A 17,191-nucleotide genomic window follows, 5' to 3' on the forward strand; every position below is an offset into this window, starting at 1 on the left:
TAGCTCAGTTGGTTCAGAGCATCTGCCTTACAAGCAGAGGGTCGGGGGTTCGAATCCCTCAGCTCCCACATCAGCCTCAGTGCAAACTGGGGCTTTATTGTTTTATGCCATGCTACTTTTACATATTATATTCTACTAAGCTCGATAAGTTTTATGTGGGCCATACTTGCGAGGATTTAGGTGAAAGGGTCCGAAAACACCTCACCAATCATCAGGGATTTACCTCAAAAGCTAAGGATTGGGAATTGGTATACTTTGAGGAATACAATGATAAAAAAGAGGCATTTTCAAGAGAAAGACAGGTGAAAAGCTGGAAAAGTAAAAAAAGAATCAAAGAATTAATAGAATCTAAATCATAGCTCAGTTGGTTCAGCGCATCCCGATACAATCGGGAGGGTCAGGGGTTCTCCCGAAAGCTTTCGGGACTCAGCTCCCACATCAGCCTCAGTGCAAACTGGGGCTTTATTGTTTTATGTCTTGCTACTTTTACATATTATATTCTACTAAGCTCGATAAGTTTTATGTGGGCCATACTTGCGAGGATTTAGTTGAAAGAATCTGAAAACACCTCAACAATCATCAGTGATTTACTTCAAAAGTTAAGGATTGGGAATTGGTATACTTTGAGGAATACAATGATAAAAAAGAGGCATTTTCAAGAGAAAGACAGGTAAAAAGCTGGAAAAGTAAAAAAAGAATCAAAGAATTAATAGAATGCTAAATCATAGCTCAGTTGGTTCAGCGCATCCCGATACAATCGGGAGGGTCGGGGTTCTCCCGAAAACTTTCGGGACTCAGCTCCCACATTAGCCTCAGTGCAAACTGGAGCTTTACTGTTTTATGCCTTGCTGCTTTTACATATTATATTCTACTCAGCTCGATAAGTTTTATGTGGGCCATACTTGCGAGGATTTAGGTGAAATGGTCCAAAAACACCTCACCAATCATCAGGGCGTTGTGTATTAAAGTAGATTAGCACTTCAACCCTAATTATTTAATTTTTTCAAAAATATTGACGATTAAGCTCAATGATCACAAAATAAAAATTTGGGATTTCAAATCTCGATAAGCGAAGTTTTGAAATCCCAAATGCAGAATACTCTAAATTTTTTAATCAAGGTTTATCATAAACCCAGCTCTCAACCAGCGTCCAGGCATCTGAACAGTTCCTGCTTCAATATAGTCAGTATTAGTCATATTGGAGACTTCCGCAAAAAAGCCCAATTTCCCTATTCTGTTGTAATCCAATCTCATGTCTAACAAGAAATAAGGGTCTTGACTGATTCTTTCTACATATCTCATCTTAGTATTCAGTTCAATCTTAGAGCCTAGTCCCACCAAAAAGCCCCCAATCATCTGATTTCTCAAGGCAGTAAATGCATATCTGGTTTCCACTCCCGGCTGATTTACTAAACTAGCATCTATATAATTATAGGATAGCATCAATTCTTTTATTTGTAGCATAGAACTTCTTCTTTGCCATCTGTAAGTAAAAGCTGCTTCAATCCCATTAAAACTGACCTCGTTGAAGTTTTGTGGCTGCCAAGGAGTGTTTGCATCAGGGCGTACCCATTCAATCAAGTTGTCTGTGTTTCTATTGAAATAGACCAACTCGGCAAATAATCCAGCCTTTGTCCACTTTGCACCAACTTCAAAGTTTTGAGCTTGCTCAGGTTGTAAGTCTGGATTTCCAATATTAGTTGGCCCTACATAATACAAATCTGTATAGGTGGGGATTCTAAAGCTTTTTCCATATCCGGAATACAATCGAATTTCCTCGGTTGCTTGGAAGCCTAACTCTAAGCCGGGAAAATGCTTCCAACCATAATCATTATAGTAGTTGCTATACACGCCGGCTCTTAGATCCGTTTTTGAACCCAATTGGATCAAATGTTCCAAAAATAAACCAGCCAAAACCCGTTCATGGTTTCCAAGATTATTACTTTCAATTTTTTCCTGCCTAACCTCAGCGCCAAATCCTGTTGTTCCTATTTTGCTTTCATAGCTACCATTCAATTCAAGAGCATAGATGTCTGAAGTATGAAAGTTTTGATAGAAAGAAGGTTCATTTCTTCTCAATCGGTATTCATCTTTGTTTCTCCTCCAATAGGCACGACTATTTAACTTAAATCTGTTTTGGGTATAAGTGTGGCTCAGTGCCCCTAAAGTAGTTTGCAGACTTTCCCACTGATCTGGGAATGCACTTGTATAAAAGCCGTTCGCTCCAAAACTTCTGTCAGTATAAGCAATCATGCCTCGGAGAGAATGATGGTCATTTAAATCCAAACCTCCTTCGTAGAAAATATTGCTAACCTGATAGTCTGAATTGTACCAGTGACCATTGGAGTCATCGTAGGAAATTGAAAGGTTTTGTTTGTACTTTCCACTTGGCAAAGAACCAGCAAAATTCAGCCCTTTCATTCCAAAATCACCGGCATATCCTTGAACCCTTAGGTTTTTTTGATCTGAAAGCTCTGTGATAATATTGATCGCACCTGCATAGGCGTTTTGCCCAAAAATCCTTGAAGCAGGACCTTTTAATACTTCTACTCTGTCAATATTGATTAAAGGTACAGGAATGTTCATCATATGATGACCTGTTTGTGGGTCGGTGAGTTTAATTCCATTCAATAGCATCAAAGTCTGGTTGAATGAACCACCTCTAATGCCAATGTCTGCCTGTACGCCTGTGACTCCTCTCTGTCTCACATCCACTCCAGGAACAAATGCTAAGACTTCTTGTAAGCTTCTAGCAGGAGTTGTCTCTATCTGGGGTTTGGTAATTACAGATATATTTCTGCTTTGTTTAGAGAAAGGAATTTGAATCCTGTTCTCTTGAATGATAACTTCATTTAAGTTTTGGGTAGTACTGTCTGTTTGAGCATTTGCATGATTCAGGTTGAAACTGATCAAGGTTGCCAAAATCAAAATTCTCATTGGTGATTATTTTAGGATGCGTAAAATTGACTTCAAAAAATCCTAATTCCAATTTTTAGGCATTTGTAAAAATTCGTTAATCCCTCACCCGCTTGAAAGAATTCCGCTTGAGGAATTGCTGATAGTGCTTATTTTTAAGTCCAACAAAAAATCGAATATGATCAGAAAATTATTTTCAGGTCTGTTATTATCAGGCTTGTTGCTTGGAAATTTTACCTATGCGCAGCAAGGTTTGGATAATAATCAGGCGGATTTTGGAGAATTTATGGACCGGAAAGGTACTTATACCAGAACGGCTTCCGGTAAACCCAGTGAAAACTATTGGCAGAATAAGGCCGACTATCAAATCGAGGCAACTCTCGATGAGAACGCTCATGTATTAACTGGGAAAATTACCATTAATTACACCAACAATAGCCCGGAAAACTTGGACTTTGTTTGGTTGCAATTGGAGCAAAATCGCTTTACACCAGATTCCAGAGGGACATTGACTACTCCTGTTCAGGGAAACCGCTACAACGGAGATACCGATGGAGGCTTTGATATTTCTGCTGTACAGGCAAAAGTAGGATCAAAAGGATCTATCTCCTCAAAGCATATCATTACCGATACCAGAATGCAGGTTTGGTTCAATGAACCGATTCCTGCAAAAGGAGGGAAAGCGAGTATTTCTATGAATTTTTCTTTCAAGGTTCCACAGAAAGGAATGGATAGAATGGGAAGATTGAAAGTTAATGATGGTTGGATTTATGCTTTTGCGCAATGGTATCCCAAAATGGCTGTCTTTGATGATGTAGAAGGATGGAATGTGGAGCCTTATCTAGGTGCAGGAGAGTTTTATCTAGAATATGGAGATTTTGATTATAAAATTACTGTACCATATGATCATGTAGTAGTGGGGTCGGGTAAATTGATGAATCCTAAGGAGGTTTTGTCCAAAGAGCTTCAAAACCGCTATGCTAAAGCTATGCAAAGTGATACTACGGTTTACCTGATTGCTCCTGATGAAATTAAAAATACCACCTTGACCAGGCCTAAGCAGGATGGAATGATCACTTGGCATTTCCAGATTAAAAATTCCAGAGATGTGGCCTTTGCTACCTCTAAAACATTTATCTGGGATGCGGCTAAAATTAATTTGCCTAGCGGCAAAACGATTCTAGCACAATCAGTTTATCCTAAAGAATCAGACGGGCAAGAGGCGTGGTCGAGATCTACTGAATATTCCAAAGCGTCTATTGAGCACTATTCTGAGATGTGGTTCGAATTTCCTTATGAGACAGCAACTAATGTGGCGGCTGACATTGGAGGTATGGAGTACCCTGGGTTGAACTTCTGTAGATATACATCTAAAGGTGAAGGTTTATGGGGCGTGACTGATCATGAATTTGGACATAATTGGTTCCCGATGATTGTAGGGAATAATGAGCGTAGATACGCTTGGATGGATGAAGGCTTCAATACCTTTATCAACCATTATAGCACTTTAGCCTTCAACGAAGGAGAGTACTCTTCAAACTTGAATCAAACTAGGAGATACAATAATTATTTTCAAAATGAGAACAGAGAAGGGATAGATACTTACCCAGACGTGGCAAATACAGGGAACTTGGGAATGGTTGCCTACATGAAGCCAGGAATTGGTTTGATTGTGCTGAGAGAATATATCTTGGGGCCTGAGCGATTTGATAATGCATTCCGCTCCTACATTAACACTTGGGCTTATAAGCATCCATTGCCTTCAGACTTTTTTAACCATATGGAAAATGTAGCGGGTGAAAATTTATCCTGGTATTGGAAGGGATGGTTCTATGGAAATGGAAATATTGATTTAGGGATCAATGCAGTCATTCCATATGGTGGTAATTATCTAGCTATCCTAAGTAATAAAGGAGAAATTCCAATGCCTGTACTATTAGAAATTGAGTTTGAAGATGGAAGCAAGGAAAGACAAATGCTTCCAGTAGAAATTTGGCAAAGAGGTGATTCTTGGAATCATTTGATTCGAACAGATAAAAAAGTAACCAAAGTGACAATTGATCCAGACAAGATTCTCCCTGATATCAATTTGGGAAATGATAGTTGGCCTCAATTGATTTACGAGGATTAAATAAAAAAGCCCCGAGTGATCGGGGCTCTCTTTTTAATAATCATCATTAATTTCCAACCAATATCCATCAGGATCTTGGATGTAAATTTGTCTGACTCCATCAGGACGAGTTGTGATTTTTCCTTTCTCTCCCGGCCAATCTTCAAATGGATAATTTTTACTTTTCAATCGAATGATGAAAGCATCCATATCATCCATGCTAAAGCAGAGATGATTTGTTTTAGAAATTTCTGTGGGTGTATTGGCAACTTCAATTAAGTGTAAAGCGGCGCCACCTCCTATATCATACCATGCATGCAGCCCATCTTTGAAGGGTTCTTCAATTTCCTCCAAGTTCAAGATTGTTTCGTAAAAACTCATGCTTTTTTCAAGATTGGAAACATGAACAGCTATATGATTAACTTTTATTTGAGCGAATGCGGAACTGGCCATAGTTAGTAATAGAACTGAAAGTAAGGTTTTCATAGGTGGGTAAATTAGGTTTATTATTAGGAAGGTAAGTTTTTCTTGCCTAATGAAAAAAAAGAGCAGCTCTGCAGCTGCCCTTTTGATTGATTAGGAAAGGATTGGGTTTATTCTTCATTGACTGATCTTAGATTGCTAGCCAAAGCAATTCGCTCGGCTTCATCAAAGAGTTTGATTGCTTGGAGGTATACTTCATTGATATCATTTACGACCATGTAGAAAGCATCATCATCATAAATTTGTCTTCCCAAATGAGCTTTAACCAAGGTTTTTAAATAGCTTTTTGACTTCGAGAAATCTGCGGCATCATACTTTACCTTGTTTTTCTCTCCAACTTTAATCAATTCCTGAAGCATAGCATCTGAAACTTCAAAGCTTTTGTAATATTCCTCCAAACTCATTCCTGTAAACTTGTCCTTGTTTTTGTTGGAGTAGTCTAGGATAAATTCTCTGGAAGAGTCTGAATTAAATAAGCGACTCACGTAAGCCGAACTGTAGGTGGTATCCAATGGCACGAAGTAATCAGGCATGATTCCTCCGCCTCCATACACTATTCTGCCTTTTTTGGTTTCGTATTTAAGACTGTCATTGAATTTGATACTATCAGCTGAAAAGAATTCTCCATGCTCATATCTCTCCATCCAGTCTCTTTCGTAGGCTTGATAATCCGGGCCATATGGCTTTTGAATTGATCTTCCTGAAGGCGTGAAGTATCTAGCAATAGTTAATCGGAGTTCTGCTCCGTCAGAAAGGTCAATTGGCATTTGAACCAAGCCTTTACCAAAAGATCTTCTGCCCACTATTAGTCCTCTGTCATTATCCTGAATCGCACCAGCAAGAATTTCAGAAGCAGATGCTGAGCCCTCATTGACCAAAACAATGACAGAACCTTGTTCGAAGATCCCCGGTCTGAAGGCGTAGGCCTTTTGACTGTATTGCTCAACTTTGCCTTCCTGAGAAACTATCAGAGCACGATCTCCCAAAATTTCATCTGCGATATTGATGGCTGCTCCCATATAGCCTCCCGGATTTCCCTGAAGGTCTATGATCAATTTTTTCATTCCCTGACCTTTCAAATCAGCTACTGCCTCTTTGAACTCATCATAGGTGGTTGCCGCAAATCGGGTAATTTTCACATATCCGATTTCCTTATTGACCATGTAAGAAGCATTGATGCTGTATTGAGGGATTTTATCTCTGGTAATTTCATAGGAAATCAGCTCGGGTTGATTTTTTCTTTTTATATCAACCATCACTTTCGAGCCTTTTGGACCTCTCAATAAATCAAATACATCCCGATTGGTCACTCCAGTGCCTGCAACCGTTTTACCGTCTACTTTAATGATTTGATCACCAGATTGAATTCCAAGAGCTTCTGAAGGGCCACCAGTCAATGGGGCAACCACGTAAATAGTGTCCCTGATGATCCCAAATTCCACTCCAATCCCATCAAATTCTCCATCTAATTGGGACTGCGCCAAGGTGGCGTCCCTGGCAGGAATATAGCTGGAGTGGGGGTCTAGCTGTTCCAGCATTTTATTGATGCCATACTCTACGAGCTCGTTGGTATTGACGCTATCCACATAATCTCTGTTGATATAGGTCATGATTTCCTGAAGCTTGTAAAGAGCGGCTCTTAAGTCATTTTGATTGCTTTTGGGTTCAGCAAAAGTAGCTCCGATCCAAATTCCCGCAGATATAGCCAAAGCTAGAATAATTGGAAGTCGGATCTGTGCTTTTGAATTCTTTGTCTCGCTCACGATATTACTTTTTCAGTTGGTTATTTTCTCCCTATAAACTACCGGATTCAACCAGTGTTTAAAAGTTGTTTTGGATAAACATAGTAAATGTTTATACGAGGGGAACAGATAAAGGTCGGATTAAATCCCCATTTTTCTGTTAAAATAATTTATTTTTGTCAAATGCAGGCGAGGCAAGATTTCAATAAAATCTTAGTAGGTGATTTAGTATCGGAAAACTATGTGTTTGCTTCCGTGCTGCATTATTTTGGAATCAGTTTTTACCAATACGAGACACATTCCCTGGAGCAGGTTTGCAAAAAGCATAAAGTTAAACCAGGTCAGCTGATCACTGAATTGGAGGCCTGGGCTGCTAAAAAGGAACCTACAAATGAGGAGCTTTATCTCAATCCCATCGAAGTACTGGTAGCCTATCTGAAGAATAAGCACTATTATTTTGTTAGACAGGAACTCCCTTTTCTTTCCAATTTGATTTCAGGAATACAGGTTGATAAAACCTATCAAGCTTTGCTGAATGATTTGAGGATTATGTTCCCGCTGTTTGTGGAGGACTTTATCCACCATATTCATGAGGAAGAAAGTAGACTCTTCAAACGTATAGAGTTATTGCAGGATGTAGAAGAGGGAAATTTTGCCCTGCATGATGCACTGAAAATATTGAAAAAGGACCCTATTCATCTTTTGGCAGACGCTCATGAAATTCATGATGATGAAATGGAAGGAATTAGAAAATTAACTTCTGACTATACACTGGAAGAAAATGCGCCTTTGACCATGAAGGTTCTTTATCATGAATTACAGAATTTTGAAAAAGAACTAGTCATTCATGCACAGATTGAAGACGAACTTTTATTTCCAAAAGCAATTGAACTGGAGAAGGAAGCTGTCAGAAAAATCACCAATAAAATTCGAATCAACTAATGCCCAGAATTATCGCCATTGATCTGGGAACTAAGCGCACTGGCTTAGCGGTCACAGATCCCATGCAGATGCTGGCCAATCCTCTTGAGACGATTGAGACCTATCGACTCATGGATTTTCTCAAGAATTATTTTCAAAAAGAAGAAGTAAGCACAATAGTATTGGGCTATCCCACCAAATTGAACGGTATGGAAACGGAAATGACTCCAAAAGTGTTGGCTTTGAAGGAAAAGCTAGAAAAGGCATTTCCCAATTTGAAAACTGAATTGGTGGATGAGAGATTCACTTCTAAAATGGCTATGCAATCCATGATCACAATGGGGAGCAAAAAAAAGGACAGAAGAGAAAAAGCAGGTAATCTGGACAAAGTCAGTGCAGCAATAATTTTACAATCGTATTTAGAAAGAAAATGATATATCCTATCGTCGCATATGGAAACCCTATCCTGAAAAAGGAAGCTGAAGAAATCGAAGAAGGAAAAGATATCCAGAAATTAATTGAGGATATGTATGCCACTATGGATCATGCTAATGGTGTAGGTTTGGCAGCTCCCCAAGTAAATCAAGGGGTTCGACTTTTTGTAATTGACAGTTCCTTGATGCTGGATGAAAATGATGAGGAAAAGGGGATTCGCAGAGCATTTATTAATCCAATCATTCTTGACGAGTATGGAGATGATTATGGCTTTGAAGAAGGTTGCTTGAGTATACCTGATGTCAGAGCTGAAATCATCAGGCCTGAAAAATTAACCATTGAGTACTTTGATGAAAACTGGAACCTGAAAGAGGAAGAGTTTTCGGGAATGACAGCAAGAGTGATTCAGCATGAATACGATCATTTAGAAGGCATCTTATTTGTGGATTATTTAAAAGGCCTGAAAAAGAGGTTGGTGCAATCCAAATTGATTGAAGTAAGTAAAGGGAAAGTATCTACAGATTATAGAATGATTTACCCGCTTAAATGAGTCATTCCAGCTCTTTGAAAATAGCGCTTATCCAAACGGATCTTTACTGGAAAGATAAAACTGCAAATCTTTCCATGTTGGAGGAGAAAATATGGGGTATCAAGGAAAAAGTAGATCTCATTATCCTTCCGGAAATGTTTCCTACTGGTTTCAGTATGGATGCTCCTGAGCTGGCAGAGCCTATGAATTTGATTATCTGCAAATGGATGAAGCAAATTTCAGCTCAGACCAAAGCAGTAGTAACGGGTAGTGCGATTATTCAGGAAAATGGAAATTACTATAACCGTTTGCTTTGGGTTACCCCGGATGGATCAGTGAAGCATTACGACAAAAGACACCTTTTTCGAATGGCTGATGAGCATGATCATTATGCAGCAGGGAAAAGCCAACCTATATTTGAGTTGAAGGGTTGGAAAATTTGCCCGCAAGTCTGTTATGATTTGAGGTTTCCAGTTTGGTCAAGAAATTACCGTCTGAATGATCAAATGGCTTATGACCTGATTTTTTACGTAGCCTCCTGGCCTGCGCCGCGAGCTTCAGCCTGGGATCAGCTCTTGCCTGCCAGAGCAATTGAAAACCTGGCCTATTCAGTTGGAGTAAACCGGGTAGGGACCGACGGAAATGAGGTTCCTTATGTAGGTCATTCCGCAGTTTTTGATTTCAAAGGAAAGGAACTGATTCATTTAGGAGAAAAAGAGGGGGTGGAGGTAATTGAATTAGAAAAAACCGAATTGGAAAATTACCGTTCTAAATTTCCGGCTTGGATGGACGCAGACGATTTCACCATTGACAGAAGAGTACAGGAATAAGGCCTTCTATTCCACTGACGGGATTTGATGCAAGGATATTTTCCGTATTTTAGCCCCATAATTTTCAGGTCTTTTTTCTCTTTTTTCAAAATTCACCTGTTGGAATTAGAAACTTCAAAGGTTCAGGGAAAAATGACTTTTACACCTATTTCGTATAGTTCTTATCATGAGCAATCAAACCCCAAAAATTCTTTACACATTAACTGACGAGGCACCTGCCTTGGCCACTTATTCTTTATTACCCATAGTGCAGGCATTTACGAAATCTGCTGGAGTGACTGTAGAGACTCGGGATATTTCCCTTTCAGGAAGAATCATCGCAAATTTCCCTGAATATCTTAAGCCTGAGCAGCAAATCAATGACGCATTGACTGAACTGGGTGAAATAGCCAAGACACCTGAGGCTAACATTATAAAACTTCCGAATATTTCTGCATCAGTTCCACAATTGAAAGCGGCAATTAAAGAATTGCAGGCAAAAGGATATGCGCTTCCGGATTATCCTGAGGAACCTAAAACTGAGGAAGAAAAAACGGTTAAACTTAAATACGACAAAATCAAAGGTTCTGCAGTAAACCCGGTATTAAGAGAGGGTAATTCTGACAGGAGAGCCCCTCAAGCTGTAAAAGCATACGCAAAAAAGCATCCTCATAGCATGGGAAAATGGTCTGCAGAGTCCAAATCCCACGTAGACAGTATGACTGAGGGGGATTTTTACGGAAGTGAAAAGTCGGTCACTTTACCCGAAGCAACTGTAGTTACAATTGAGCTTCATGGAGCAGAGGGGCAAAAAGAAATTTTAAAAACAGGCTTAAAAATTCAAGCGGGAGAAATAATCGATGCTTCAACAATGAGCATTGCTGCCTTGAAAGCCTTTTTGAAAAAGGCAAAGCAGGACGCCAAAGAAAAAAGAGTGCTTTTTTCACTTCATATGAAAGCGACCATGATGAAGGTTTCTGATCCCATCATCTTTGGGCATGCAGTAAAGGTTTTCTTTGAACCTGTATTTGCAAAACATGCAGCAGCTCTAGAAGCGGCTGGAGTTGATGTCAATAATGGGTTTGGTGACTTGCTTTCTGCAATTGAAAAACTTCCAGCCGCCGAAAAAGCCGCTATTCTGGCTGATATTGATGCCTGCTATGCGGATAGCCCTGATTTGGCTATGGTGAACTCCGACAAAGGAATAACCAATCTGCATGTACCAAGCGATGTGATTATAGATGCTTCCATGCCAGCAATGATCCGAAGTTCAGGTCAGATGTGGAATAAAGCTGGGAAACTTCAAGATACTAAAGCGGTAATTCCAGACAGAAGCTATGCCGGAGTATATCAGGCTACGATAGATTTCTGTAGAAAGCATGGAGCATTTGATCCTGCTACTATGGGATCTGTTCCTAATGTAGGGCTGATGGCTCAAAAAGCAGAAGAGTATGGATCTCATGATAAGACTTTTGAAATACCTTTCCAGGGAACTGTGAAAGTGGTGACTCAGGAAGGAAAAGAGCTTTTAAGCCATCCGGTAGGGAAAGGAGATATATGGAGAATGTGCCAAACAAAAGATGCCCCTATTCAGGATTGGGTAAAATTGGCTGTAACTAGAGCAAGACTTTCCAATACTCCTGCAGTATTTTGGTTAGATCCTCAAAGAGCTCATGATGCAGAATTGATCAAAAAGGTGAATACCTATTTATTGGATCATGATACGAATGGATTGGAAATTTATATCATGAATCCTGTGGAAGCCACCAATTTCTCCTTATCCCGAATCAAGGAAGGCTTGGATACCATTTCTGTGACTGGAAATGTATTGAGAGATTATTTAACAGACTTATTTCCAATTCTTGAGTTGGGTACCAGTGCAAAAATGTTATCCATCGTACCGTTGATGAACGGAGGAGGTTTGTTCGAAACTGGTGCAGGAGGTTCAGCACCAAAGCACGTCGAGCAATTTACCGAGGAAGGACATTTAAGATGGGATTCTTTGGGTGAGTTTTTGGCTTTGGCTGTTTCTCTAGAGCATTTGGGACAAACATTCAATAATGAAAAGGCGATGTTGCTAGCTGAGACTTTGGATCAGGCAACAGGAAAGTGGTTGGAGAATGATAAGTCTCCGGCAAGGGTTGTTGGAAAGTTGGATAACCGAGGAAGTCATTTCTATTTGGCGCTTTATTGGGCTGAGGCCTTGGCTTCTCAAACAAAAGACCAAGACCTTCAGGCAAAATTCGCTCCTCTAGCCAAATTGCTCCAGAATAAAGCTGACCAGATCGAGTCTGAACTCAATGGGGCTCAAGGAAAGCCAGTAGATATTGGAGGCTACTACAGACCGGATGAATCCAAAGCATCCACGGCCATGAGACCGAGTACCAGTTTCAATGAGCTGTTGAAGCAGTTAAGCTGAACGATATAATAATGAAAGAAAAGCCAGGCAAATTGTCTGGCTTTTTTTGTTTGCTACAAACTAGGAATGCTAATCTGGGGGACGTTTTTGTAGGAATAATATCACTTAAGGAGAAAATTTAGACACTCATATATTGATTGAAATTTTTTAAATCTTAATTTCAATATTAATTTTTTATTAGAAATATGAGGTTATGATTAAGACCATCCTTGTTGACGACGAAAAGCATGCCCTAGAATCTCTAAGTATTCTATTGGAAATGAATTTTCCGGGAAGATTTGAGATTTTGGCAATGTGTAATTCTGTCGATCAAGCATTGCCAGCTATACAGCAGCATGAACCTGACTTGATTTTTTTGGATATACAAATGCCACAAAAGAATGGCTTTGATTTATTGGAAAAATTTCCTCAGAGAGATTTTGAAGTCATTTTTACTACTGCCCACAAAGAGCATGGGATTGATGCGATCAAAAATGAGGCTTTTGATTACTTGCTCAAACCCATTGATATCGACGAATTACATAAAACAATTTCACGCTTTTTTAAGAAGAATAAGCCAATTGATGAAACTTTACTTCTTATCGAAAAACAATTAAAAAAGCATCAAGTAATTGTCTTAAAATCTCAGGAATTAGATGAATATATCCCTTTAGAAAAGATTCTTTACTTAAAAGCAGAGGGCAATTACACTGAATTCTATTTGGAGGGTGGAGAAAGGAGGCTTATTTCAAAGTCAATAGGGTATTTCGAAAAGCGATTAGAAACCAGCAATCTTTTTGTAAGACTTCATCATTCCATTTTAGCTAATTGTACAAAATTTCAGAAATACGAAAAGAAAGAGGGCTACATGATCCTAAAAAATGGAGATAAAGTCTCAGTGTCTGTCAGAAAGAGCGCTAATCTCAATGAGGGCTTTTATTAAAAAACTCGCGTTTCTTTCATTCCTGTTTTGGTGCGTTTCAATTTCAGGAAATTCCCAGCAAGTACCTTCCTATAATTATACTACAGTTGATGGACTTCCAAACAATGCAATTAGGTCCCTTTTTGTTGACTCTCGAGGGATAGTATGGATTGGAACCGAGAATGGACTTTCCAAATTCGAAAATGGGAGGTTTAAGAATTTTTTTGAAACAGATGGACTTGCATTCAACAGTTGCTGGGCTATCGCAGAGGACAAAAATGGAAATTTATGGTTCGGAAGCTACGGTGGAGGGGTCTCGGTTTTCGATGGAAAAAAATTCCGCGTTTTTACTCAGAAAGATGGATTAGCAGATAATAGGATTAGGCATTTTTATCCTTACGAGGATAAAATGTTGATCGGGACTGAAGACGGGGTGAGTGTGGCGGATTTGCAAACATTCCAAATCACATCTATTCCATCTACTATCCGAGGGAATGATTTGAATTATACTGCTGGATTTTTTGAATATGAGAATAAGATTTTCTACTCGACATATAGAAGTGGAAGCTTTGAGCTTAGGTTGAAAGGAGGAAGTTATGAAGCTGTAAAAGTTAATGATTGGCTTCCCATATATTCTTTTTTTACAAAAGAAAATCAACTATTCTTAAGTGACAAAGGCTCTATTCAGCAGTTGAGTATAGACCAATTTTTAAAAGGGGAAAAACCAACTCAAAGTTTTGGGCAATCTATAGTTTGGGGGCATTTGAATGGAGTAAATCAAGAAGACTATTTGATTGCGGCCAGTTTGTTTTCAAAGGATGGAGGTGTTTTTCTCCTTGATAAAGGGCAAATGAAAGATGTGGGAGAATGGTTGGGTGTAGATTCCAAATTCATCCTTGCTGGTGCTGTCAATCAAAAAAGGAAAATGCTTTATTTAGGGTCTCAGGACAAAGGCCTTTATCAAATCAGGCTGGATGATGTGATTACCTATAATAGCTTTGAAGAGAGGGAAGTAAAAGGAATAGCTGGGGATGGCGATATATTGGCAATTTTAAGTCAAGACGGACTCCAAATTCAAAAAAAGGAAGGAAGCTTTGCCGAGGTTTATTCAAAGGATTTCAAAAAAGTACAATCCGAATTCTATCAGAAGTTTCCCCATAAAATACCTAAACATTTGGATGGATTTTTTGAATTAGATCCAGCTATTCCAGCTGAGGAAATTGAGTATTACGAATTGCATAAAGAAGGGGAATCCTGGTGGGTAAATACCAATGTGGGAATTTTCGAAATGAGTTTGGAAGGTCGAATTCGGACTTATCTACCGGTACATGCATATAGTATAGGTTTCACTCCGGATGGGCTGCTTTTAGAAACCAACCCATATGCTGGTGTAAGAATCTATTCCAATCCTGGAAATTTTGAATACACCTATTTTGAACCCGAGCTTTCCAATACTCCATTGCAGATCGCTAAGGTAGTCAAGGGGGACCAAAGGACTTATCTGGCTTCCGTTTTTCATGGTTTGTACCATTGGGATGGTCAGAGCTTTTTCTCTTATAAAAATGAGGGCCTGTGGAAGGAGTCAAAGTTTAAGACTATGCACTCCTTAGGCAATGGGATTTTGCTTTTGGGGACGGAGTTTGGCGACTTATATCAGGTTCAAGTTCATCCCAAGTTTGAGATTCTTAAAAAATGGCCCAAAGAGGATTTGTTGGGTAGTTCCATTTTATTCATAGAGGAATATAAAGGGGTGATTTTTATAGGTACTGAGCTGGGACTTCATATTCTGGAGGAGGGTGAGCTCAGATTTTGGTCCGAGGAGAAAGGGGTTTTCAATAGGATTTTCAAAACTGCAAAAAGAATTGAGGATAAGCTTTATGTAGGACTAGACGAAGGATATTACATCATCAATTTACCTGAATTGATTGCAAAAGAATACCCGCCTATTGAGTTGGTAATAACGGATCTCAAAATAAATGGAAAGGCCATCGATCAGGAAAATTTTCGATGGTTCGCTTATCAGAATAGCAGGTTGAACCTTGGCGCAGAGGAAAATTCTTTAAGCATCAGATTTCAGCCAAAAGCTAACCTAAGTAATGGAAGATTACGCTACCATTATCGAATCAAGCCTGGAGCTGAATGGACAGAATTCAGCGAGGATGCATTGATCGAATTGCCTTATTTGCCTGCCGGGAGTTACCAATTGGAGGTGCAGGTGCAGGATTTGTTTTCGGGTAAAATCACTTCAAATCAATTATTGAGATTTGATATTGCCAGGCCCTACTATTTGCAATGGTGGTTTTTCCTTTTGATGGCTGTCTTACTTTCCGGGATATTTTTTGTGATATATAAAGTTAGGCTAAATCAAATTAGAAGTGAATCATCGCTAAAGCAACGCATTGTGGAAATCAAGCTGGAGGCTTTACAATCTCAAATGAATCCGCATTTTATTTTTAATGCCATCAATAGTATCCAGTACTACATTCTCAAAAAGGAAACCAAGCAGGCCTTGTCTTATTTAGGTAAGTTCAGTAAGCTGATTCGAAGTACTTTAGATCAAAGCAGTCAGGCTCTTATCACTTTGGAGGATGAAATCAACTATCTCAGACAATATATAGAGGTAGAGAATATCCGTATGGACAATCGGGTGAAGTGGTCCATAGAGGGAGATGCATTAGAGCGAAAGCAAGATCTGAAAATTCCGCCAATGATTATTCAGCCATTGGTGGAGAATGTGTTCAACCATGCTTTTTCAGTAGACCATCCCAATCCAGAGCTATTGGTTCAGTATGAGATCTTATCCAAGAACCAAATTCTTTGCACAGTAAAGGATAATGGAGAAGGTATCAAGGCAAAAAAAGGATCTTCCCATCAATCCAAGGGCATGGAAATGATTCGGGAGAAGCTCAGTTTATTACCTGGCTATACCGAACAAAGTGTAGAGTTTGTATCCAGTAAAAAAGGCACTGAAGTAAGGGTGATTATTTTTTGTGGGTGAAAAGGGGACGGTTGTTAGGTGTTTATTATCAAGTATATATTTTTAAATTTTATTTAAACCGATCAATTTAATTTTATTATTCAAAGTAGTGATTTTAAAATAACTATCCTAAACATAGTAACAGGCCTTCTTCTTAAAAAAAAAGATTCTCAAAAACAACCCGAATTCAAATAAAACTACTTCGATGAAAGAGGATAATTTAAAGTGATATATAAAAAAATTGTAGTCTAAAAATATTAAAATTAAAATGGAATTAATTTCACAAATCCCACCCCTATTCAATGTTTTTATAGGGTTTATATTAGGAGTAGTTGTATTCCTACTTTTTTCATCACACAGATCAAAAAAAGACGGTGCTTATGAAAAGGAAAGAGAAATATTTTATCAAAGTACGAAGGGCGGAGAATATATTCTTAAAAATATACATGAAGAAAAACTTGAAAAAGAATTTTTAAGAGGGATTGAGAAAGGGAAGGAGGATGAGCGCAAAAAATTAACTGTGACAATCACTCCATCTTTAGTGATTGAAGATGGAGTATTTTTTAACACTTTGTATCGAGGGTATTCCGAACAGATAATTTACAATGGGTTTTCAATCGGCGAACCAAGGTATTATCATTTCGAAACTATTGAAAAATTTAAGAAAGAGAATTTTGAATTGATACTCGAAAAAACTATAAACGCGGTTGAAAACATAGCAAATAATTATGCTTCTCATTTTCTAACAACAATAATAAAACCTGAGCTTATAGAACAAAAATAATTATTATGCCTACCCACCTCTGCGAATACTGCGGTACTAAATTCAATTCCATTGTTAACCTGACAAGTTCACCTTGTTTTAGGCATCCTTTGGGGCCAAATAAAGGAAAACATAAGCTTTATGAAGGTTCAGAAAAGGCTGTTTATGATTGTAAATATTGTGGTA

13 protein-coding genes and 1 pseudogene are annotated in these 17,191 nt (G+C 38.7%); 11 read left to right on the plus strand and 3 right to left on the minus strand.

Features of this window, described 5'->3' with window-relative positions; translation table 11 throughout:
- Together B2906_RS17140 and B2906_RS18945 are read left to right on the plus strand one after the other, a co-directional pair.
- A partial coding sequence (locus B2906_RS17140; RefSeq protein WP_349678993.1) for a GIY-YIG nuclease family protein occupies positions 1-359 on the plus strand: 359 nt, incomplete at its 5' end.
- Positions 360-607: 248 nt separating this feature from the next.
- Positions 608-721: pseudogene (locus B2906_RS18945) on the plus strand (hypothetical protein); the annotation flags it as partial.
- 389 nt (positions 722-1,110) lie between these two features.
- On the opposite strand, the gene B2906_RS17150 reads toward B2906_RS18945, so the two are convergent.
- Positions 1,111-2,937: a TonB-dependent receptor plug domain-containing protein gene (locus B2906_RS17150; RefSeq protein WP_219957823.1), complete on the minus strand. Its 1,827-nt coding sequence runs from the start codon at positions 2,935-2,937 to the stop codon at positions 1,111-1,113.
- A gap of 157 nt (positions 2,938-3,094) precedes the next feature.
- Between B2906_RS17150 and B2906_RS17155 the strand changes: the two genes are divergently transcribed.
- Complete coding sequence (locus B2906_RS17155; protein ID WP_219957824.1) at positions 3,095-5,047, plus strand: M1 family metallopeptidase; 1,953 nt, start codon at positions 3,095-3,097, stop codon at positions 5,045-5,047.
- 33 nt (positions 5,048-5,080) lie between these two features.
- Here the strand turns inward: B2906_RS17155 and B2906_RS17160 are convergent, their stop codons facing one another.
- Entirely contained in the window at positions 5,081-5,512 is a 432-nt protein-coding gene (locus B2906_RS17160; protein ID WP_219957825.1) for a VOC family protein, read from the minus strand.
- Between the two features lie 107 nt (positions 5,513-5,619).
- Positions 5,620-7,272 carry a S41 family peptidase gene (locus B2906_RS17165; RefSeq protein WP_091655435.1) on the minus strand — a complete coding sequence of 551 codons (1,653 nt, stop codon included), beginning with the start codon at positions 7,270-7,272 and terminating at the stop codon, positions 5,620-5,622.
- Positions 7,273-7,434: 162 nt separating this feature from the next.
- On the opposite strand from B2906_RS17165, the gene B2906_RS17170 reads away from it, so the two are divergent.
- The 8 genes from B2906_RS17170 (at position 7,435) to B2906_RS17205 (ending at position 17,026) form a co-directional block, all read left to right on the plus strand.
- Complete coding sequence (locus B2906_RS17170; RefSeq protein ID WP_219957826.1) at positions 7,435-8,193, plus strand: hemerythrin domain-containing protein; 759 nt, start codon at positions 7,435-7,437, stop codon at positions 8,191-8,193.
- Positions 8,193-8,606 (plus strand): Holliday junction resolvase RuvX, encoded by a 414-nt coding sequence (ruvX, locus tag B2906_RS17175; RefSeq protein WP_219957827.1) that lies wholly within the window; start codon positions 8,193-8,195, stop codon positions 8,604-8,606. Before B2906_RS17170 ends, ruvX begins: the two co-directional genes overlap by 1 nt.
- Complete coding sequence (def, locus tag B2906_RS17180; RefSeq protein ID WP_219957828.1) at positions 8,603-9,157, plus strand: peptide deformylase; 555 nt, start codon at positions 8,603-8,605, stop codon at positions 9,155-9,157. The genes ruvX and def overlap by 4 nt, the downstream gene beginning before the upstream one ends.
- The gene (locus tag B2906_RS17185) at positions 9,154-9,966 is read left to right on the plus strand and encodes an amidohydrolase (RefSeq protein ID WP_219957829.1); all 813 of its coding nucleotides are present in this window, start codon (positions 9,154-9,156) and stop codon (positions 9,964-9,966) included. The genes def and B2906_RS17185 overlap by 4 nt, the downstream gene beginning before the upstream one ends.
- A gap of 166 nt (positions 9,967-10,132) precedes the next feature.
- Positions 10,133-12,364, plus strand: a complete 2,232-nt coding sequence (locus B2906_RS17190; protein ID WP_219957830.1) for an NADP-dependent isocitrate dehydrogenase — start codon at positions 10,133-10,135, stop codon at positions 12,362-12,364.
- Positions 12,365-12,557: 193 nt separating this feature from the next.
- Positions 12,558-13,286: a LytR/AlgR family response regulator transcription factor gene (locus B2906_RS17195; protein WP_091655429.1), complete on the plus strand. Its 729-nt coding sequence runs from the start codon at positions 12,558-12,560 to the stop codon at positions 13,284-13,286.
- On the plus strand, positions 13,270-16,263 hold the full coding sequence (locus tag B2906_RS17200; RefSeq protein ID WP_219957832.1) for a sensor histidine kinase: 2,994 nt from the start codon (positions 13,270-13,272) through the stop codon (positions 16,261-16,263). The genes B2906_RS17195 and B2906_RS17200 overlap by 17 nt, the downstream gene beginning before the upstream one ends.
- A 247-nt stretch (positions 16,264-16,510) precedes the next feature.
- Entirely contained in the window at positions 16,511-17,026 is a 516-nt protein-coding gene (locus B2906_RS17205; RefSeq protein ID WP_219957833.1) for a hypothetical protein, read from the plus strand.
- Positions 17,027-17,191 lie beyond the last annotated feature (165 nt).

Source organism: Algoriphagus sp. UBA3586 (assembly GCF_002376385.1).
Classification (GTDB): Bacteria; Bacteroidota; Bacteroidia; order Cytophagales; family Cyclobacteriaceae; genus Algoriphagus; species Algoriphagus ornithinivorans.